At 67.6% G+C, this 19,807-nt stretch carries 20 protein-coding genes; 13 read left to right on the top strand and 7 right to left on the bottom strand.

The window, feature by feature from the left end; all coding sequences use genetic code 11:
• From ACTHN1_RS18120 to serC, 3 genes are all read right to left on the bottom strand, one after another.
• Window positions 1-946: 3-phosphoshikimate 1-carboxyvinyltransferase (locus ACTHN1_RS18120; RefSeq protein ID WP_440472316.1), on the bottom strand; the 946-nt coding region annotated here is incomplete at its 3' end.
• Window positions 947-1,038: 92 nt separating this feature from the next.
• Window positions 1,039-2,184, bottom strand: a complete 1,146-nt coding sequence (gene pheA / locus ACTHN1_RS18115) for a prephenate dehydratase (RefSeq protein WP_440472315.1) — start codon at window positions 2,182-2,184, stop codon at window positions 1,039-1,041.
• Window positions 2,185-2,256: 72 nt separating this feature from the next.
• A complete protein-coding gene (gene serC / locus ACTHN1_RS18110) occupies window positions 2,257-3,342 on the bottom strand; it encodes a 3-phosphoserine/phosphohydroxythreonine transaminase (RefSeq protein ID WP_440472314.1) in 1,086 nt (361 codons plus the stop codon).
• Window positions 3,343-3,550: 208 nt separating this feature from the next.
• Here serC and msrP point away from each other — a divergent pair, with 208 nt between their 5' ends.
• Entirely contained in the window at window positions 3,551-4,519 is a 969-nt protein-coding gene (gene msrP / locus ACTHN1_RS18105; protein ID WP_440472313.1) for a protein-methionine-sulfoxide reductase catalytic subunit MsrP, read from the top strand.
• A 104-nt stretch (window positions 4,520-4,623) separates the two neighbouring features.
• Window positions 4,624-5,259, top strand: a complete 636-nt coding sequence (msrQ, locus tag ACTHN1_RS18100; RefSeq protein ID WP_440472312.1) for a protein-methionine-sulfoxide reductase heme-binding subunit MsrQ — start codon at window positions 4,624-4,626, stop codon at window positions 5,257-5,259.
• On the opposite strand, the gene ACTHN1_RS18095 is transcribed toward msrQ, so the two are convergent.
• Window positions 5,228-6,028, bottom strand: a complete 801-nt coding sequence (locus tag ACTHN1_RS18095) for an FHA domain-containing protein (RefSeq protein ID WP_440472311.1) — start codon at window positions 6,026-6,028, stop codon at window positions 5,228-5,230. The genes msrQ and ACTHN1_RS18095 overlap by 32 nt on opposite strands.
• A 144-nt stretch (window positions 6,029-6,172) precedes the next feature.
• Here ACTHN1_RS18095 and ACTHN1_RS18090 point away from each other — a divergent pair, with 144 nt between their 5' ends.
• Complete coding sequence (locus ACTHN1_RS18090; protein WP_440472310.1) at window positions 6,173-6,448, top strand: polyhydroxyalkanoic acid system family protein; 276 nt, start codon at window positions 6,173-6,175, stop codon at window positions 6,446-6,448.
• A gap of 122 nt (window positions 6,449-6,570) precedes the next feature.
• Here the strand turns inward: ACTHN1_RS18090 and ACTHN1_RS18085 are convergent, their stop codons facing one another.
• Complete coding sequence (locus ACTHN1_RS18085) at window positions 6,571-7,284, bottom strand: FFLEELY motif protein (RefSeq protein WP_440472309.1); 714 nt, start codon at window positions 7,282-7,284, stop codon at window positions 6,571-6,573.
• A gap of 87 nt (window positions 7,285-7,371) precedes the next feature.
• Between ACTHN1_RS18085 and ACTHN1_RS18080 the strand changes: the two genes are divergently transcribed.
• The 4 genes from ACTHN1_RS18080 to ACTHN1_RS18065 all read left to right on the top strand — a co-directional run bounded on the left by ACTHN1_RS18080 (window position 7,372) and on the right by ACTHN1_RS18065 (window position 10,911).
• Entirely contained in the window at window positions 7,372-8,613 is a 1,242-nt protein-coding gene (locus tag ACTHN1_RS18080; RefSeq protein ID WP_440472308.1) for a patatin-like phospholipase family protein, read from the top strand.
• A 79-nt stretch (window positions 8,614-8,692) separates the two neighbouring features.
• Window positions 8,693-9,289 (top strand): phasin family protein, encoded by a 597-nt coding sequence (locus ACTHN1_RS18075; protein WP_440472307.1) that lies wholly within the window; start codon window positions 8,693-8,695, stop codon window positions 9,287-9,289.
• Window positions 9,290-9,577: 288 nt separating this feature from the next.
• The gene (locus tag ACTHN1_RS18070; protein ID WP_440472306.1) at window positions 9,578-10,513 is read left to right on the top strand and encodes a restriction endonuclease; all 936 of its coding nucleotides are present in this window, start codon (window positions 9,578-9,580) and stop codon (window positions 10,511-10,513) included.
• On the top strand, window positions 10,498-10,911 hold the full coding sequence (locus ACTHN1_RS18065) for a group II truncated hemoglobin (protein WP_440472305.1): 414 nt from the start codon (window positions 10,498-10,500) through the stop codon (window positions 10,909-10,911). The genes ACTHN1_RS18070 and ACTHN1_RS18065 overlap by 16 nt, the downstream gene beginning before the upstream one ends.
• A gap of 878 nt (window positions 10,912-11,789) precedes the next feature.
• Here the strand turns inward: ACTHN1_RS18065 and ACTHN1_RS18060 are convergent.
• Window positions 11,790-13,778, bottom strand: coding sequence for an SDR family oxidoreductase (locus ACTHN1_RS18060; RefSeq protein WP_440472304.1), 1,989 nt, complete (start codon window positions 13,776-13,778; stop codon window positions 11,790-11,792).
• 145 nt (window positions 13,779-13,923) lie between these two features.
• On the opposite strand from ACTHN1_RS18060, the gene ACTHN1_RS18055 reads away from it, so the two are divergent.
• Together ACTHN1_RS18055 and ACTHN1_RS18050 are read left to right on the top strand one after the other, a co-directional pair.
• Window positions 13,924-14,181: an acyl-CoA-binding protein gene (locus ACTHN1_RS18055; protein ID WP_141452611.1), complete on the top strand. Its 258-nt coding sequence runs from the start codon at window positions 13,924-13,926 to the stop codon at window positions 14,179-14,181.
• A 4-nt stretch (window positions 14,182-14,185) separates the two neighbouring features.
• Window positions 14,186-14,812 (top strand): TetR/AcrR family transcriptional regulator, encoded by a 627-nt coding sequence (locus tag ACTHN1_RS18050; RefSeq protein ID WP_440472303.1) that lies wholly within the window; start codon window positions 14,186-14,188, stop codon window positions 14,810-14,812.
• Window positions 14,813-15,836: 1,024 nt separating this feature from the next.
• On the opposite strand, the gene ACTHN1_RS18045 is transcribed toward ACTHN1_RS18050, so the two are convergent.
• A complete protein-coding gene (locus ACTHN1_RS18045) occupies window positions 15,837-16,223 on the bottom strand; it encodes a hypothetical protein (RefSeq protein WP_440472302.1) in 387 nt (128 codons plus the stop codon).
• A gap of 115 nt (window positions 16,224-16,338) precedes the next feature.
• Here ACTHN1_RS18045 and ACTHN1_RS18040 point away from each other — a divergent pair, with 115 nt between their 5' ends.
• The 4 genes from ACTHN1_RS18040 to ACTHN1_RS18025 form a co-directional block, all read left to right on the top strand.
• The gene (locus ACTHN1_RS18040) at window positions 16,339-17,226 is read left to right on the top strand and encodes a hypothetical protein (protein ID WP_440472301.1); all 888 of its coding nucleotides are present in this window, start codon (window positions 16,339-16,341) and stop codon (window positions 17,224-17,226) included.
• Window positions 17,227-17,338: 112 nt separating this feature from the next.
• A complete protein-coding gene (locus ACTHN1_RS18035) occupies window positions 17,339-17,821 on the top strand; it encodes a hypothetical protein (RefSeq protein WP_440472300.1) in 483 nt (160 codons plus the stop codon).
• 368 nt (window positions 17,822-18,189) lie between these two features.
• Window positions 18,190-19,431, top strand: coding sequence for a flagellin (locus ACTHN1_RS18030; RefSeq protein WP_440472299.1), 1,242 nt, complete (start codon window positions 18,190-18,192; stop codon window positions 19,429-19,431).
• Between the two features lie 79 nt (window positions 19,432-19,510).
• The coding region (locus ACTHN1_RS18025; protein WP_440472298.1) for a flagellin N-terminal helical domain-containing protein at window positions 19,511-19,807 on the top strand (297 nt) is incomplete at its 3' end.

The following is a 19,807-nucleotide window of genomic DNA, read 5'->3' as shown; positions in this document are numbered from 1 at the left end:
CGATCATGTCCGGCACCAGCGCCTCCGGCACCTCGATGCCGCGCAGCGGCGCATGGCGCACCAGCAGATCGGCCACCGGCTCGCCACCGTGGGTCGCCGCGTTCTCCTCGCGGATGTCCGCGCCCATCATCCGCAGCGCCTGCAGCAGACCGGTGCGGCGCGGGTTCAAGCCCACCTGGCTCAAGCGCAGTTCCGAACCCGGCACGATGCTGGCGGCGACCATGAAAAATGCCGCCGAGGAAAAATCCGCCGGCACCGCCACGTCGGTGGCGCGCAAACGCCGGCCGCCGCGCAGCCGCGCGTAGCCGGGCGAGAACTCGATGTCCGCGCCGAACGCGGCCAGCATCCGTTCGGTGTAATCGCGGGTCGGGTGCGGCTCGCGCACCACGGTTTCGCCGTCGGCGTACAGGCCAGCCAGCAGCAGCGCGGATTTCACCTGCGCGCTGGCGACTTCCAGCGTGTGGTCGATGCCGGCAAGGCGCTGCCCGCCGTGGATGCGCAGCGGCGGCACGCCGCCCTCCTCGGTGTCGATGCGCGCGCCCATCTTCGCCAGCGGCACGGTCACGCGCCGCATCGGGCGCTTCGACAGCGAGGCATCGCCCACCAGCATCGAATCGAAGCGCTGCGCCGCCAGCAGCCCCGCCAGCAGGCGCATGCCGGTGCCGGCGTTGCCGCAATCGAGCTCGCCGGCGGCGGCCTTCAGCCCGTCCACGCCGACGCCATGCACGATGCGACGCGATGGCGACGGGGTTTCGATGCGCACGCCGAGCTTCTCGAAGATGGCGGCGGTGGCGCGGGTGTCCTCCCCCTCCAGGAAGCCATCGATCCGCGAGACGCCATCGGCCAGCGCGGCGAACATCACCGCGCGATGCGACACCGACTTGTCGCCGGGAATGGTCAACTCGCCGCGCAGCGGCTGTCCGGGGGAAGCAATCCAGTCTTTCATGGGGGGATTCGTGATTCGGAATGGGGGATTCGGTGTGGGCGGAGAGCGGGTCGAGATCGCCTTCGCGGATCCCGGCTCCCCGGGCCCGGCTCTCAGGGCACCGCCACCGGATAGGAGCCGAGCACCTTGATCTGCGCCGAGTGGGCCTTCAGTTCGGCCAGGGCCTGCTTCATGCCCTCGTCGTCGACATGGCCGGCCAGATCGATGAAGAAGCCGTACTCCCACTTGGCGTGGTGCGAGGGCCGCGATTCGATCCGGTTCATGCTGATGCCATGGCGCGCGAACGGGCTGAGCACATCGAACAGCGCGCCGGGCTTGTCGTGGATGAACACCAGCACCGAGGTGCGATCGTGGCCGGACGGCGGGAAGATGCTGCGGCCGATGACCAGGAACCGGGTGGTGTTGTCCTTGTCGTCCTGGATCGGGCTCATCACCACTTTCTTCAGCCCGTACACATGGCCGGCGCTCTCGCCGGCGATGCAGGCCGCGTCGTCCGAATTGCGCGCGCGGCGCGCGCCTTCGGCGTTGCTCGACACCGGGATCTTCTCGACCTTCGGCAGGTTGGCGCGCAGCCAGCCGGCGGTCTGGGCGAAGGATTGCGGATGCCCGTAGATGCGTTCGATGTCGTCGATGCGGCCGGTGCGCGAGAGCAGGAACTGGTGCACGCGCAGTTCCACCTCACCGCAGATCTTCAGGTTGGAGGTGAGGAACATGTCCAGGGTGACCTGGATGGTGCCCTGGCCGGAGTTCTCCACCGGCACCACGCCGAAGTCGGCGTTGCCGCTCTCCACTTCCTGGAACACTTCCTCGATGCTCGCCAGCGGCAGGCCATGGGCCGAACGACCGAAATGCTTGAGCACGGCCTGCTGGCTGAAGGTGCCTTCCGGTCCGAGGAAGCCGATCTTCAACGGTTCCTGCTGGGCCAGGCAGGCGGACATGATTTCGCGGAACACGTGCACCAGCACTTCGTCGCTGAGCGGCCCCTCGTTGCGGTCCACCACCATGCGCAGCACCTGCGCCTCGCGCTCGGGCCGGTAGTAGTCCACGGCGGCGGCCAGCTTGCCCTTGGCCTTGCCGACCTGGTGGGCGAAACGCGCGCGCTCGGCAATCAGCTCCTGGATTTCGCGATCGATGCCGTCGATCTTGGCGCGCACGTCGGCCAGCACCGGCGCGGCGACGGCGGGTTGGGTGGCGGCCTTGGCGTTCTTGCCGTTGGTCTTCTTGGGCTTTGCGGCCATGTTCCTGTTCTCTGATGTTTCCTGTGGGAGCGACGGCAGTCGCGACCGGTGTCGCTCCCGCAGTGAAATCCTTCAACCGTTGCGCTGCTGGAAGTCGCGCATGAAATCCGCCAGCGCCTGCGCACCGGCCAGCGGCATCGCGTTGTACAGCGAGGCGCGGATGCCGCCCACCGCCTTGTGGCCCTTCAGCGCCAGCAGGCCCGCCTGCTTCGATTCGGCGACGAAGCGCGCGGTCAGTTCCTCGTCCGGCAGGAAGAACGGGATGTTCATGCGCGAACGCACGGGCACCGCGACTTCATTGCGATAGAAACCGCCGGAGCCGTCGATCGCCTGGTAGACCAGCGCCGACTTGGCCGCGTTGCGGCGCGCGAATTCGGCCACGCCGCCTTCGTCCAGCATCCACTTCACGGTCAGTCCGAGCAGGTACCAGTTCCAGGTCGGCGGCGTATTGAGCATCGAATCGCGCGCGGCGTGCGAGCGGTAGTCGAAGATGTCCGCGCGCGGCTGTCCGTCGCGCTCCAGCAGATCCCGGCGGACGATCACCACCGAGATGCCGACCGGGCCCAGGTTCTTCTGGGCGCCGGCGTAGATGAGGCCGAACTTCGAGACGTCGAGCGGTTCGGCGGCGATGTTGGAACTGAAATCGGCGAACAGCGGCACCGCGCCCACGTCCGGCACGTCGCGGTATTCGAGCCCGTGGATGGTCTCGTTGGCGGTGATGTGCACGTAGGCCGCGTCGGCGCTCAGACGCCAGTCGGCGCGCGCCGGAATGTCGCGGAATCCGCCGGGCTCGCCGTCGGCGGCCACGTTGACGGTGACGTACGGCTTGGCCTGCTTGACCGCGGTCTTGCCCCAGTGGCCACTGACCACGTAGTCGACCGTCTGGCCGGGGGCGGCGAAATTTAGCGGCAGCAGCGCCTGCTGGGTGGTGGCGCCGCCGGACAGGAACAGCACCGCGTACTCGTCGGGAATGGACAACAGGGTCCGCAGGTCGGCCTCGGCCTGGGCGGCCACGGCGATGAAGTCGGCGCTGCGATGGCTGATCTCGACGAGGGAGGCGCCGATGCCGTTCCATTCCAGCATCTCGGCCTGGGCTTGCCGCAGTACCGGTTCGGGAAGGGTGGCGGGACCGGCACTGAAGTTGTACGCGCGCGTCATAGGGCACCTGAACGGGGAATCCGTAGTATGCCGCAGTGCATCAGTTGCAGGGGCAACCTTCGCCGGGTCCGCCGGGATTTTCGTGCCGGTCCGGGCTGTCCGGCGTATAAACGGAACCGTCGGCGGGCGTCCCCGCGCCCGACCCGGCGAAACCTTTCGGCCGGTCCCCGCCTCTGTTGTGTGTCCACGCTTTCGTTCGGAGTCTTCCATGTCCCTCCGGGATGCCCTCAGGATTCCCGCCTCGCAGATCACCGACGAGACGGTCTACCGCCAGCGCCGCGATCTGCTGCGCGCCCTTGCGCTTGGTCCCGCCCTGGCCGTCGCCGGCTGCGCCGAAGCCGATCCGCCGCCACCGCCGCGCGCGGCCATCACCCCGGAACAGGCCCGTTCCGGTTTCCGCACCGACGAGCCGCTGACCCGCTACGAGGACGTCACCAGCTACAACAACTTCTACGAATTCGGCACCGGCAAGGCCGATCCTTCCACCGCCCGCAAGACCCTGCGCACCTCGCCATGGTCGGTGGTGGTGGGCGGTGAGTGCGAGCGTCCGGGCAAGCTCGCCCTGGAGGATCTGCTCAAGGGCCTGGTCCCGGAGGAGCGCGTCTACCGCCTGCGCTGCGTGGAAGGCTGGTCGATGGTGATTCCGTGGCTGGGCGTGCCGCTGGGGGCGGTGCTGAAGAAATTCGCCCCGACCTCGAAGGCGCGCTACGTCGCTTTCACCACCCTGGCCGATCCGGTGCAGATGCCGGGCATCCGCTATCGCTCCATCGAATGGCCCTACAAGGAAGGCCTGCGCATCGACGAGGCGATGCATCCGCTGACCCTGCTGGCGACCGGCCTGTACGGCAAGCCGCTGCCGCAGCAGAACGGGGCGCCGCTGCGGCTCGTGGTGCCGTGGAAGTACGGCTTCAAGAGCATCAAGTCGATCGTGGCGATCACCTTCGTCGAAAAGATGCCGGAGACCGCCTGGCACGAGTTGCAGCCGTCCGAGTACGGCTTCTTCTCCAACGTGAACCCGTCGGTCGATCATCCGCGCTGGAGCCAGAAGACCGAGCGGCGAATCGCCGGAACCGCCAACCGGGTGTTCGCCGAGAGGATCCCGACCCGGCTGTTCAACGGCTACGGACCGCAGGTCGCCTCGATGTACGCGGGGATGGATCTGAAGAAGTGGTATTGAACTGATATGCGGGGTTTCCAGGATGCGCGCCGCCGGCGCGGTGGCGATGGATCGGACCTGCCCGCCCGGCGACGGTCAGGCGGGTATGGACGGGCCTTCGCCGCATGAACCGGGCCAGGACGTCTTCCGGCCTGTTCGCGGCCAAGGCGCTGGTCCACGGGCTGGCGCTGGCGCCGCTGGCCATCCTGGCCTGGCAGTTCTGGTCGGTGCTGCATATCGGCGGCGACGCGCTCGGCCCCGATCCGGTGGCCGAAGTCGAGCACCGGACCGGCCTGTGGGCCCTGCGCCTGCTGATGGTCACCCTGGCCATCACTCCGCTGCGGCAATTGACCGGCCAGCCGGTGCTGATCCGGTTCCGGCGGATGCTGGGCCTGTATGCGTTCTTCTACGCCAGCCTGCACCTGACCAGCTACCTGGTGCTCGACCTGCAGGGTTACTGGACGCAGATCTTCGAGGAGATCGCCAAGCGTCCCTACATCACCGTGGGCTTCACCGCCTGGTTGCTGCTGATTCCACTGGCGGTGACCTCCACCCAGGGCTGGATCCGGCGCCTGGGCCGGCGCTGGGGCCAGTTGCACAAGGCCGTCTATGCGGTCGGCGTGCTGGCCGTGCTGCATTTCTGGTGGCTGGTGAAATCCGACATCCGCGAACCATTGCTGTACGCGGCGATCCTGGCGGTGCTGCTGGGCTGGCGGCTGGTCCGTCGCCTCAACCGGAACCGAACAGCAGCAGCGCGCTGAGCGCGGCGGCCAGCAACAGCGCGGCCAGCAGCAGCCAGGGCCAGCGCCGCACGGTGCCGGCGCGGCGGGGCTCCGGCGTGGCGGCCTCGGCAGGTGACGCGGGTTCGCCTTCGGCGTCGCCCAGCAGCGCGTCCGCGCGGGTCCACGGCACTTCCACCACGAACCGGTGCTGCGCGTCGAACACCAACTGGTCGCCGGCCACCAGCAGCGCGTCGCGCGCGGCCACGCCATTCACCAGGCTGCCCTCGGCGGAGCCCAGATCCCGCAGCAATACCCGGTCGCCCTGGATCTCCAGTTGCGCGTGGCGTTCGGCGAAGACCGGATCGTCCACCCGGATCGCCGCCTCGCGGGCCCGGCCGACCAGCACCGGCCGCAGCAGCGGGATGCTGCGGCCGTGGTACTTGCCGCCCACGCCGCGCAGGATGATGCGCGGATCCGGCGGCGCCGGCACCGGTTCCGGGCCGCGTTCCGGCGGCAGGTGCTCGGCCTGGACCAGTAGTTCGACCCCATCCACATAGATGCTGTCGCCGGCGCGCAGCAGCGCCATCCGCTGGACCGGGCGGCCGTTCACGTGCACGCCGCGCATGCCGGTCGGCACCTGCAGCCACAGGCCGCGGCGATCCACGCAGATGCGCACCAGCAGCGCGCCCTGCAGTTGATCGCCCACACCGACGTGACCGGACGCCTCGCGCACGATCCGGTGCACGCCCATCGAAAGGGGGCGATCCGGTTGCGCGCGGTTTGAAAAATGAAGTCGCAGATGTTCCACCGGCGGCAGACTAGCGCAGCCGGGGCCACGACATCCAGCCTGTTCAACACGCGGCCCACGCGATAACCGGCGTTTTCAGCGGCGCACCGGCTTGCGAATGTGAACGGCTTGCGGACAATAGGCCGCCTTTCCGGAGAGAACGCCATGGCCACCATCGACATCGTCCACGATCACAGCAAGACCCCGGCGCAGGCGCGGAAAGCGGTCGAGGACGTGGCGCGCAAGCTGGCCGAGCGCTTCGACATGGATTACGCCTGGGACGGCGACACCATGAACTTCCGCCGCTCCGGCGTCGATGGCCATATCGCGCTGCTGCCGAGCCAGTTGCGGGTCACCGCGGATCTGGGCTTCCTGCTGTCGGCGATGAAGGGACCGATCGAATCGGAGATCCGGCGCGTGCTGGGCGAGAAATTCGCCTGAGGCAAGCGCCTCCTTTCCCCAGCCGGAACGACGCGACTGGCGACGCTTTTCCCTGCGCCGCTTGACCGGAGTCCCGTTGCCGAACGATCGCGGCTTGCATCGCTCCCGCAAGGTCGCGGGGGTCATCCGAACGGCTGCGGATCGCCGGCGAACAGCCGTCGGGAGACCTCGCGCTCGGCCCGCTCGATGTCGCGCACGAACGCCTTGCCGTCCCCGAGCGCCGAGAACGCGGCGAAACCGCGCTCCAGGAAACCCTGCAGTTCGCCCAGGCCGGTCGCCTTGGCCGGCCCGCGCGAAAGCTTGAGCAGGGTCAGCACTCCGGGCATTTTCACCGCGCTGGCCAGGCCCACGCCCAGCCGCGCGATCAGGTCGATCTGCCGGACCCGCAGACGCGGATATCCGACCTCCCGATAGGCCCGTCCGTACAGTTCCTCGTCGAGTCGCTTGCGCCGCGGGGCCAGGGCGTGCAGCGCTTCGGCCATGCGCAGGTCCAGGGCGTGGGTGAGCGCGCCCAGCTCGATGGCGTCGGCGACGGTTTCCAGCACCGCGGCCGGCAGCAGGCGCTGCATCATCGGGATCACCTTGGCGACATTGGCGTCGCGGCGGCTGAAGTCCTGGTCGCCGTAGACATCGGTGAGGAAGAACATCGCCGCCGCCCGCCGCCGCGGATCGGCGAGGAAATGGCGGAAACTGCGCTCCAGCCGCGCGGCCTGCCAGCGCCGGAGTTCCGGCAGCCAACCCAACCGGTTGCGCGGTTCGCGGCGCAGGTCGTGCAGGGCCTGGTGGCAGACCAGTCGGCGGCCAAGCCGCTCGCTGACGGAAGAAGGACGGGCCATGAACCGGATGATCCGGGCCCGCCACGGCGGCCGCAAGCGGCCGCGCCGGTCGGCTACACTCGCCGCATCGTCCTGCGCGGGAACCGCATGCTCTCCATCCACAGTGCCCGGAAACGTGGCGACGGCGGCCGGATCGGCCTGGCCATCGCCGGCGGCGGCCCCATCGGCGGCATGTACGAACTGGGCGCCCTGCGCGCGATGGACGAGGCCCTGGACGGGCTGGACCTGACCCGGCTGGATTGCTACGTGGGCGTCAGTTCCGGCGCCTTCCTCGCCGCCGGCCTGGCCAACCGGATGAGCACCGCGGAGATCTGCCGGATCTTCATCACCGGCACCAGCGACGATGCCGAATTCCGGCCCGAGACCTTCCTGCGCCCCAACGTCAACGAATACCTGCGCCGCCTGGCCAGCCTGCCCGGCCTGTACGCGCAGTGGGCGCAACGGCTGCTGCGCAATCCCGGCAAGGCGGTGCGCTGGTCGGATCTGATCCTGCGCTTCGGCGGGCTGGTGCCCACCGGCCTGTTCGACAACGCGGGGGTGGAGGATTTCCTGCGCGATGTGTTCAGCCGGCGCGGCCGCAGCAACGACTTCCGCACGCTGGGGGCGGATCTGTTCGTGGTGGCGGTGGACCTGGATACCGGCGAAGCGGTCCGGTTCGGCGAGCGCGGCTGGGACGACGTGCCGATTTCGCAGGCCGTGCAGGCCAGCGCGGCCCTGCCCGGCCTGTACCCGCCGGTGGAAATCCGCGGTCGCCATTTCCTGGACGGCGCCCTGCGCCGGACCATGCATGCCTCCACCGTGCTGGATCGCGACATCGACCTGATGATCGGCATCAACCCGCTGGTGCCCTTCGACGCCACCCGCGCCGCGCCGCAGGCGGACGAAGCGGAACAGGTCGGCCTGGCCAGTGGCGGCCTGCCCGCGGTGCTGTCGCAGACGCTGCGCACGCTGTTGCAGTCGCGCATGCAGATCGGCCTGGAAAAATATCCCCTGCGCTATCCCGACATCGACCAGTTGGTGTTCGAGCCCAACGCGGGCGACAGCGAGCTGTTCTTCACCAACTTGTTCAGTTTTTCCTCACGCCACCGGGTGTGCCAGCTGGCCTACCGCAATACGCTGGCGGACCTGCGCCGGCGGGCGCCGGTGCTGGAACCGATGCTGGCGGCGCACGGCATCCGCCTGCGTCGGGAAATCATCGACGATCCACAGCGCTCGATCCTGGACGGCCTGGACATCGCGCCGCGCATGACCGACGCCACCGCACGGCTGCGGCGGGCCCTGGACGACGTCGACCAATGGATCGCCACGCACCGCGCCGCGCGCGCGTGAACCCGCGCGTGCTGGTGTGAAAGCTCTAGACCGGCCGCCGATTCTGCCGGATGTCCCACCCCTCCATTGACGGAATCCCATGGCCACCCTGAAGAAGTCCGCCCGCAAGAAATCCGCCTCGTCCGCCCAGCAGGACAACCTGCAGGCGCAGGCGCAACGCCTTTCCAAGAACCTTAGCGAATCCGCCCAGCAGGTCTGGCTGGCCGGCGTCGGCGCGTTCGGCCGCGCGCAGGCCGAAGGCAGCAAGTTGTTCGAGACGCTGGTCAAGGAAGGCCTGTCGCTGGAGCAGACCACCCGCAAGCTGGCCGGCGGACGCGTGGATGCGGTGCGCGACGCGGTCGAAAGCACCGTCGGCCAGGCCCGCGAACGCGCGTCCGATACCTGGGATCGGCTGGAAAAGGTGTTCGAGGATCGCGTGCAGCGTGCGTTGCGCCGACTGGAAGTGCCCAGCCGCGAGGATCTGGGTGCACTGCTCGATCGCGTCGACGCGCTCAACGCCGAACTGCGCCGACTGGGCGGCGTGCCTTCCACGCGCAAACCGGCCAAGCCGGCCCGCGCCAAGGCCGCGCCCGCCGCGAAGAAGGCATCCACCGCGAAAAAGGCCCCGGCCAAGCGCGCTGCCGGCGCCGCCAAGCGCACCAGCACGAAGCGCGCGACGAAGAAAAACGGCGACTGAACGCACCCAGCCGGTGCAGCGGAAATTCGGCTGAATTTCTTGTTGCAAGGCAACATGGATCGCGCAACAATCAGTCCCGGCCCGCCAGTCCACACGAAGTACGTATGCTCCCCTCCCCTTACGGCTTCGGACTGGCGGGCCGCCTTCTTTCCGGCGTTCACGCCGCCCGCTGAACAGCACGTCCGCCGCGATCGCGCCTGCGCCGTGCTGTACTGGTTTCCCTGACAGCGATTTGCCCACCGCTTGGTTAGAATCCGCTGACTTTCAGGAACCCCTTACGCGGTACTCATGCTCTTCTGGCTGTGTGGATTGGCCGTTGCCCTGCTGACCGGCGTCGCCGTCAGCGCCTACCTGTGGTGGATACGCCGGCGCAAGGACGAAATCGCGGCGGGTCTGCATGCCCTGTCCGGATTGCGTTGGCGGGAATTCTCCCGGCTGGTGCTGAGCGCGCTCGAACGCCGGGGCATGGTCGTGGTCGCCGCCGCACCGGATGAAACCCGCGATCCGCGCGGCATCTTTCCGCTTACCCGCGACGGCCAATCCTGGCTGCTGTCGTGCAAGCACGGCTCGGCCTACCGCATCGGCGCCGCGCCGGTGGAGGAACTGGCCGCCAGCGTCCGCCTCGGAAACGCAGCCGGCGGCATTCTCGCCACCGAGGGCCAACTGGAGCAGGAAGGTCGCGTCGCCGCGCAGGGCCACAACATCGAAGTGCTGGACGGTCCGCACCTGTGGGACGAACTGGCGCCGCTGGTTGAAACCGATCTGCGCGAACAGATTGTCGGGCAGGCCGCCGCGCGCGCCAAGCGCCACATCGCCATCGGCTGGCTGGGCAGCGTTACCCTGGGCGCGCTGGTCGCGACCGCCCTGGCCAACGCCGGACTGGATACGGGCGATTCTGCGGCCACGGCCCCGGCGACGGCACAGAAACCCGCCGCGACCGCCGCCACCGACGTGGTGGCCTACCATGAACCCACCGAAGCCGAATTGCAGGAACAGCGCCTGGCGGTATCGCGCGCGCTGTCCGGCACGCCGGGCGTGGTGCGTGGCGTCTGGCAGACCCGACTGACCCTGGTGGTCGATTACCAGGGCGATGAAACCGAAGTCTGGCCACGCATCTGCCAGCAGGTCGAGCTGTATCCGGCCCTGCGCACGGTGCGCGTGCAGCTCAATCCTCCCGCCGGCAGCGGAGAACCGGTACGCTGGCGGCAATGCAAGACGATCTGACGCCTTACCGGCGCATCGGCGGCGAAGCCGGCGTACGCCGGTTGACCCGGCGGATGTACCAGTTGATGGACACGCTGCCCGAAGCCGCGGCGGTGCGCGCGATTCACCCCCCGGAACTGACCGACAGCGAACAGAAACTGTTCGAATTCCTGAGCGGATGGCTGGGCGGCCCGCCCCTGTTCACCGAACGCCGCGGCGCGCCGATGCTGCGCGCCCGCCATCTGCCGTTCGCGATCGGCATGGACGAGGCCAGCGGCTGGCTGGCGTGCTTCCATCAGGCGATGGAGGAAACCGTGGCGGATGCGGGGCTGCGGGAGTTCCTGTGGAGCCGGATCGAGCCGTTGGCGTTGCATATGCGGAATCAGCAGGCGTTGCCGATGGGATGGACGGGGACTTGAGGAGCAGTGCGAGGCTTGCACTGCTATCCGCACCGCGTTGTTTTACGCATGGACAATATCGGGCGCTTTGCGCGTAGTTGCTATCGGTAGTCGCCGATGGCGCGCTGCCGCAGGGCGTCCCTTTCTTTGCTTGTGCAAAGAAAGAATCAAAGAAACACACCCCTGGCGACGTGCCCTGCGCTTCGCTCCGGGTCCGCAATCGAGCCGGGAATTTTCGGAAGGGGCATCCTGCCCCTGCCGAAAACGGCGCACGTCCATGTGCACCGCCCTGCGGGTTTACCCGGCCCGCTTGCCACGCCTGAACGGGGGCCCGTAGAGCAGAATCAAGAACAACAGCAACAACGACGGCGGCTAACCGGAGGTCGGCTTCTGCTTTTTGGGGCCCCATCCGCAGCGGTGGCGCCGGTGGGCAAACCCGAAGGGCGCTGCACAGGGATGTGCAGCGTTTTGGGTCGGCACACGGATGTGCCGTCCCAAAATTCCCGCCGGCGACACGGACCCCAGCCGCGCAGCGGCTGGGGCGCGAGGACCGGGGTGTGTTTCTTTGATTCTTTCTTTGCACAAGCAAAGAAAGAATGCCCCCGCGGCGAGCGCACCATCGGCGTCCACCAATAGCAACTCGCGCGTCAGCGCCCGAAAAAAGGTGATGGCCTTTGCTCTTGCTCTCAGCCTCCACCCGCAGCGGTGGCGACGATGGGCAAATCCGCAGCGCGCCGCGCAGGGCACGCGGCGTTCCGGGCCGGCACACAGATGTGCCGTCCCCAAAATCCCTCCGGCGACACGGAACCCAGCCACCCAGCGGCAACCACACCCGCAATCGCTCAAGACAACTCAAGCAACCGTTCTTCGCACACCAAGTCTCGCCAAGTGCATCGCAACTACCAGTGCACCCCTCGCATCAACGCCGCAAACGCTATCTGCTCCTGACTCGGTGCCGCCTCCTTCAGCGCCTGCCGGTCGCCCTTGGCCGCCGCCGAGTCCGGGAACAGCTCGAACGCCGTGCTCATGATCACCTCGTAAGCCTTCGGCGCCACCGCATTCACCAACGCGGCGAAAATGCCCAGGCGGGTGGCGATGCGGCTGGGCTTCTCGATGATGCCCTTCACCACCAGATCGGCCGCCTCGTCCGGGGTCAGCGTCGGCACGCTGTCGTACATCTTGGTCGGGGCGATCATCGGGGTCTTCACCAGCGGCATGTTGATGGTGGTGAAACTGATGCCCTTGCCCGACAGTTCGCCCTGCGCGCAGCGGCTGAATGCGTCCAGCGCCGCCTTCGAGGCGACGTAGGCCGAGAAGCGCGGCGAGTTGGCCAGCACGCCGATCGAACTGATGTTGATGATGTGGCCCTTGCGGCGATGGGTCATGCTCGGCAGGAAGCCCATGATCAGGCGCAGGCTGCCGAAGTAGTTCAGCTGCATGGTCCGCTCGAAATCGTGGAAGCGGTCGTAGCTGAGTTCGATGGAGCGGCGGATGGAACGGCCGGCGTTGTTGATCAGCACGTCGACATGGCCGTGCTCGTCCAGCACCTGTTTGATCAGCCGGTCGCAGTCGGCCATGTCCGCCAGGTCCGCGGTATAGGCGAAGACCTTGCCGCCCCTGGCTTTCATCTCGTCGCGGGCCTTGAACAGTTCCTCCTCGCCGCGCGCCACGATCACCGTCACCGCGCCGGCCTCGGCGACCCGCTGGGCGGTGGACAGGCCGATGCCGGAGGAGCCCCCGGTGATGACCACCACCTTGTTGCGCACCTTGCCCTTGAGCGAGCGATCCACGAACAGGTCCGGATCCAGGTGCCGCTCCCAGTAGTCCCACAAGCGCCAGGCGTATTCGTCCAGGCGTGGCACCGCGATGTTCGTGCCCTTGAGCGCGCGCTCGGTCTCGCGGCTGTCGAACCGGGTCGGATAGGTGATGAACTTGAGCACTTCCTTCGGAATCTTGAAGTCGCGCAGCAGCATGCCGATGAAGCGGCGCACCGGCGGCAGGTTGCCGACCGCGGCGCGGATGCCGCTGGGCACGAAGGCGAACATGCGCGCGTCCAGGCGCATGGTCATCTCAGGCGCGTGGCCGGCGCGGCAGAAGGTGTTGAGCACCTCGCCCACCCGCATCGGCTCCGGGTCGGTCAGGTGGAAGGTGTGGCCATCCAGCTTGGGCTTGTGGGCGATGTGGTCCATCGCGTCGGCGACGAAATCCACCGGCACGATGTTGATGCGGCCGCCCTCGATGCCCAGCACAGGTACCCACTGCGGCAGCAGTTCGCGCAATTTCTTGATCAGGGTGAAGAAGTAGTACGGACCGTCGATCTTGTCGATCTCGCCGGTCTTCGAATGGCCGACCACCATGCCCGGACGATAGATGCGCCACTTGAAGCGGGTTTCCCGGCGCACCATGGCCTCGGACTCGTGCTTGGTGCGCAGGTACGGATCGTCCAGGCCCTCGGCCTCCTCGAACATGTCCTCGCGGAAGATTCCCGGGTACAGGCCGGCGGCGGCGATCGAACTGGTGTGGTGGAACAGCGGCACCTTCAGCGCGGCGGCCAGATCCAGCGCGTGGCGGGTGCCATCGATGTTGGCGGCCTGCTGCGCCTCCGCGCCGGCGGTCAGGTCGTAGACCGCGGCCAAGTGGAAGAAATGCTTGATCTTGCCGGTGAGGTTGCGCAACTGGGCGGGGGTCAGCCCGCAACGCGGCTTGGTCATGTCGCCCGCCACCGCCACCACCCGCTTGGCGTCCCAGCCGGATTTCCTGGCGATGGCGTCGAACTTCTTCTGCGAGTCCTTGCGGACCAGCACGTAGACCGTGCCGGTTCGCTTGAGCAGGTTGGAGACCAGATAGCGGCCGATGAATCCGGTGGCGCCGGTGACGAAGTAGCTCATGGATACCGTCCCGAGTAGACGGGCAGGCCCTCCGCCTGCCCTGCGCGGTTAAATTGCCAGAGCCGTTTGGGTTCCACAATCCCGCCCCGATTGACCGGTCATGCCCCGCGTGGTGTGATGCCGGCACTATTGGGAGGTAGTCCTCATGTCCGATCTGAATTCCGCTTTCGAACAGGCTTCCCGCGACATCCAGGGTCTGGCCGAACGCCCCGACAACGAGACCCTGCTGCGCCTGTACGCGCTGTACAAACAGGGCTCGGAGGGCGATGTGAAGGGCGACAAGCCCGGTTTCTTCGATTTCGTCGGCACCGCCAAGTACGAGGCCTGGGCCAAGCTCAAGGGCACCGCCCCCGGGGACGCGCAGAAGAAGTACGTGGACCTGGTGAAGAAGCTGACCGCCTGAGATCGTGGCGCGCGATACCCGCCAGCGCATCCTGGATGCGTCGCTCGCGATGTTCAACACGCAGGGCGAACCGCACGTCACCACCAACCATATCGCCGACGAGCTGGAGATCAGCCCAGGCAATCTGTACTACCACTTCCGCAACAAGGACGACATCATCGAGCAACTGTTCGCCCGCTACGAGGAGCGGATGGATGTCGCCCTCACCGCGCCGGTGGACCGGCTGCCGGGGCTGGAGGACATCTGGTTGCAGTTGCACCTGGTGTTCGAGTGCATCTGGGACTACCGCTTCCTCTACCGGGATCTGGTGGAAATCCTCAGCCGCAACCGCCGCCTGCGGATCCGCTTCGCGCGCCTGCTCAAGCGCGCCGACGACAGCGCCCACGCGGTGATGCGGGGACTGGGGCAAGCCGGCGTGATGCGCGCCTCGGCGGCGGAACTGGCGGCGACCGCGACCAACGTGCTGGTGGTGGCGACATTCTGGCTGAACTACGCGGCGGCGCGGGGCGACAAGGATGAGCAGATCGCGATCCGGCACGGGATTGTGCAGGTGATGATGCTGGTGGCGCCGTTCCTGCGGGATGCGGAGCGGGTGCATTTGAATACGCTGACGTCCGCCTACGTCGATTGAGCGTAGAGCGGAGCTTGCTCCGCTGCCTTTGCGCTTTTGCCTTTTTCGTTTGCGCTGTTGGGCGCTGACGCGCGCGATTGCTATCGGTTGCCACCGATGGCGCGCTCGCCGCGGGGCCTTACTTTCTTTGCTTGTGCAAAGAAAGTAAGCAAAGAAACACACTCCTGGCGGCATGCCCTGCGCTTCGCTCCGGGTCCGCAATCGAGTCGGGAATTTTCGGAAGGGGCATCCTGCCCCTGCCGAAAACGGCGCACGTCCTGTGCGCCGCCCTGCGGGTTTACCCGGCCCGCTTGCCACGCCTTAACGGGGGCCTGTAGAGCCAAAGCAACAGCAACGGCAACGGCGGCTATCGGGAGGTCGGCTTTTGCTCTTGGGGCCCCATCCGCAGCGGTGGCGCCGGTGGGTAAACCCGAAGGGCGCTGCACAGGGATGTGCAGCGTTTTGGGCCGGCACAGGGATGTGCCGTCCCAAAATTCCCGCCGGCGACACGGACCCCAGCCGCTTCGCGGCTGGGGCGCGAGGACCGGGGTGTGTTTCTTTGCTTACTTTCTTTGCACAAGCAAAGAGGCGCTTCTCAACAGCCGTAGGCTGGTCAAGTAAGGCCTCGCGGCGAGCGCACCATCGGCGTCCACCAATAGCAACTCGCGCGTCAGCGCCCGAAAAAAGGAGATAGCCTTCGCTCTTGCTCTCAGCCTCCACCCGCAGCGGTGGCGACGATGGTAAACCCGGAGGGCGCCGCGCAGGACGCGCGGCGTTTTGGGTCGGCACACGGATGTGCCGTCCCAAAATTCCCGCCGGCGACACGAACCCCAGCCGCTTCGCGGCTGGGGCGCGAGGACCGGGGTGTGTTTCTTTGCTTACTTTCTTTGCACAAGCAAAGAAGCGCTTCTCAACAGCCGTAGGCTGGTCAAGTAGGGCCCCGCGGCGAGCGCGCCATGTGTGGCGGCGAACAGTAACCAAGCGCGTCAGCGCCCAGCAAACCTGCGCAAGACCACCAAAATGGAGCAAGCCACGCTCCGTGGACTCAAGCGCGCTTGCGCCCCGCAGCCTTGCGCGCAACACCCGCCCGCTTCCGCGGCGCCGACCGCGCCTGCTTCGCCGCCGCCGGCTTGCGGCGGCCCTTCGGCGCCGGACGCCCCGCGCCCAGGCCCAACTTCTCCAGTACCGGCGCCAACCGCGCCTCGACATCGGCGCTGAACCGCTCCACGCCCGCCTCTCCCTGCGCCCGCACATCCCGCAGCGTGGCCTGTGCGCGCTGCGCGATGCGTTCAATGTCCTGCTTCGCCGTGGTCAGGCGGGCGGTGCCGCGGCGGCGTGCGATCGCGACCACGCCGAGGCCGGCGAGCCACACGTGGCGGAGATTCGGTTCCGGGGCCTTGGCCCGCGGGGCGTTCTTCTTGCTGGCAGTCATGGGGGGACTCCTCGACGCCGGCCACGGTGGCAGGCTTCCGGCAGCGATGCTGAAGCCGTGGCATCGAGCAAACACACTAGCGGCGCGGGGCTTGTCAGCGGCAAAGGCTGCGGCCATGCTCATCCGGACCAACCAGGGAGGCAGTGGCATGGCAGGCAAGCAGGCGAAATGGGCAACGTTTCCCTTGGACGCCAAGGCGTTCGCTTACACCGGCGATGCCCTGAAGAAGGCCTGGCCGGCGCTGCACGCCGGCGACACCGAGCCCTACCCCGACGCCAAGCGCGCCCAGGCCCTGATCGACGCGGCCGGCAAGGCCGCCAAGGGCCTGGATGCGGACACCCTGGCGACCGCGTTGCAGGACGCGTGGCGGGCGTTCCATCGCGGCGATTTCCAGGCCGCGTTCGAGGCCGGGCAGGCGCTGGGCCCGGTGGGCGCGTCGGTCGCGGTCAAGGCGCTGGGCATCCACGCCACCTACCTGGTCGACGACGAGGGCGAGAAACTCAAGCGCTTCGAGCAGGCCGCCAAACTCGCCGAAGCCGCGGTCAAGGCGCTGCCGGACGACGCCAACAGCCATTACCGCCATGCCTTCGCGCTGGGCCGCTACAGCCAGGGCCTGAGCATCGTGAAGGCGCTCAAGCAGGGCATCGCCGGCAAGGTCCGCGAGGCGCTGGACGCCACCCTGGAACTGGCGCCCAAGCATGCTGAAGCGCACACCGCGCTGGCGTTGTACCACGCCGAGATCATCGACAAGATCGGCGCGATGATCGGCGGCCTGACCTACGGCGCCAAGGCCGCCGAAGCCGAATCGCACATCAAGACCGCGTTGAAGCTGACCCCCGATTCCCCCATCGCCCATGTCGAGCACGCCAACGTGCTGTTGTTGCTGTACGGCGACAAGAAGGAAGACGCTGCGGCGGCGGCGTTCGAGAAGGCCGGCAAGCTGAAACCGCGCGACGCCATGGAGGCCCTCGATGCCCGGCATGCGAACGAGCAGCTCGAATAAGCCCGTGGTGTTGGTGGCCCTGCTGGCGTGCGCATGGGGAACGGCACCGGCGCAGCAGCGCCCGGCCGCATCCGTACCTGCACCGGCAACGAGCGCGCCGACGCCGGCCACCATGCCCGCATCGCAGGATGCCGGCGCCGGCGCGGATGCGGGCGATCCGCTGTTCGATGCGCTGACCTGCCGCAGTGGGCCGGAAATCACGCGCCTGCTGTCGCGCCTGCGCCGCGATCGTCCGCATGATTTCGTGCAGACCGAGCGGCAGTATTCCGATCCGCCGATGGATCTGTATCGGCTGGAAATCCCCGTGCAGGCCTGGGGCCAGCAGAGCGATTCGGTGGTCATCACCGCCAACCGGGTGTTGATGGTCGTCGATGGCAGCGCCGACGCGGTGGCGCGGGCCCTCGAGGCCAACCTGTCCGACAGCGCGGCGACGCCGCTGTCCGGCCCGCTGGATGACCAGCATGCACTGGTGCTGTACACCGAGGAACGTCCCGGCCTGCAGCAGCGCGTGCTGATCGGATGCGAATACCGCTTGCCGGAACTGTCGCTGCTGGACAATCCCGACGACGCCTGGCGCAAGCCGGCTTCGCCCTGAGCACGACGCGGAACCCGCGCCGTTCCGCACCCGCGTCATCCCCTCCCCTCCACGGCTCCGGCCCGGCATCCGCCAGCGCCCGGAAACCCTCGGCACGCCCGCCGCCGCACGCGTTGCATCCCCGCCTGTTCCCCCTTCCGGGGCCATCGTTTCGGCCCCCTAAAGTTCGGCCGCGCGCGGCCGAATAAGGCGCGCGCCGCGCACCACGACCTGGCCTTTTCCGCGTCGAATTTCAATCCCGGGGCTAAAGGTTTCCAGGACAGCGCCGTTATCCCTTTCGCAAGCAGAGGGCGACTAGCCAACAAACCAACAAACCGGCAGCACCCTCTTTCCATCAACGCCGGGACCCAAATAAGAGGAGACGACCCATGGCACAGGTAATCAACACCAATACGATGTCGTTGAACGCTCAGCGCAATCTGAGCACCAGCGGCGCTTCACTGGCCACCACCATCCAGCGGCTGTCCTCCGGCCTGCGCATCAACAGCGCCAAGGACGACGCCGCCGGCCTGGCCATCTCCGAACGCTTCAGCACCCAGATCCGGGGCCTGGACGTGGCCGTGCGCAATGCCAACGACGGCATCTCGCTGGCCCAGGTCGCCGAAGGCTCGCTGAGCGAAATCGGCAACAACCTGCAGCGCATCCGCGAACTGGCCGTGCAGTCGGCCAACGCCTCCAACTCCTCGACCGACCGCGCGGCACTGAACGCGGAAGTCAAGCAGCTGAGCGCGGAAATCGATCGCGTCGCCAAGCAGGCCGATTTCAACGGTACCAAGCTGCTGGACGGCACCTTCACCAGCCAGCTGTTCCAGGTCGGCGCCAACGCCGGCCAGGCCATCGCCATCGACAAGGTGGTCGACGCCCGCTCGCAGACCCTGGGCGGCGTGCAGTTCGCCAACACCTACGTGGGCACCGCGCTGGACAACGCCGGCACCGCGGCCGTGAACGAGGACCTGGCCACCGCCGACACCGTCTTCTCGCAGTTGCAGCTGACGGTGACCCCGTCGGGCGGCGGCGCCGCCAGCACGGTCAACATCGGCGCGATCGAAGTGAAGTCCGGCCAGTCGATCTCCCAGGCCACCGCGGCGGCGATCAACGCCAAGCTGGGCGAGACCGGCGTCTACGCGGAAGTGAAGTCCGGCGTGCTGAACCTGACCTCGGTCGAGGGCGGCCAGACGTTCGCCCTGGGTTTCACCGGCCCGGCCGTGACCGGCGCGACGGTGGCGACGGCCGCCAACCTGGGCCTGACCCAGACCAGCGCCAACGGCGGCAACCTGACCGGCGTCACCGGCAGCTTCGTCAAGGATCTGGACATCACCTCCTTCGCCGGTGCCCAGCAGGCGCTGGAAATCGTCGACAAGGCGCTGACCGCGGTGAACGGCGCGCGCGCCGACCTGGGCGCCATCCAGAACCGCTTCACCTCGGTGGTCGCCAACCTGCAGACCAGCTCGGAAAACCTGGCCGCCTCGCGCAGTCGCATCCGCGACACCGACTTCGCCAAGGAAACCGCCGAGCTGACCCGCACCCAGATCCTGCAGCAGGCCGGTACGGCCATGCTCGCCCAGGCCAACCAGGTGCCGCAGAACGTCCTGAGCCTGTTGCAACGTTAACCCTCGCGTCCCCGATGGCACGGCGGGGAATCGTTGAAAACTCGTTCCCCGTGCAGTGAACGCCCAAGGAGTCGAACTCATGGCACAAGTGATCAACACCAACACGATTTCGCTGAACGCCCAGCGCAACCTGGGCACCAGCGGAGCCTCGTTGGCCACCACCATCCAGCGGCTGTCGTCCGGCCTGCGCATCAACAGCGCCAAGGACGACGCCGCCGGCCTGGCCATTTCCGAACGCTTCAGCACCCAGATCCGGGGCCTGGACGTGGCCGTGCGCAATGCCAACGACGGCATCTCGCTGGCCCAGGTCGCCGAAGGTTCGCTGACCGAAATCGGCAACAACCTGCAGCGCATCCGCGAACTGGCCGTGCAGTCG

The sequence above is a fragment of the Pseudoxanthomonas sp. genome (genome assembly GCF_051953815.1).
GTDB lineage: Bacteria > Pseudomonadota > Gammaproteobacteria > Xanthomonadales > Xanthomonadaceae > Pseudoxanthomonas_A.
This window is presented reverse-complemented; position numbering and strand designations above follow the sequence as displayed.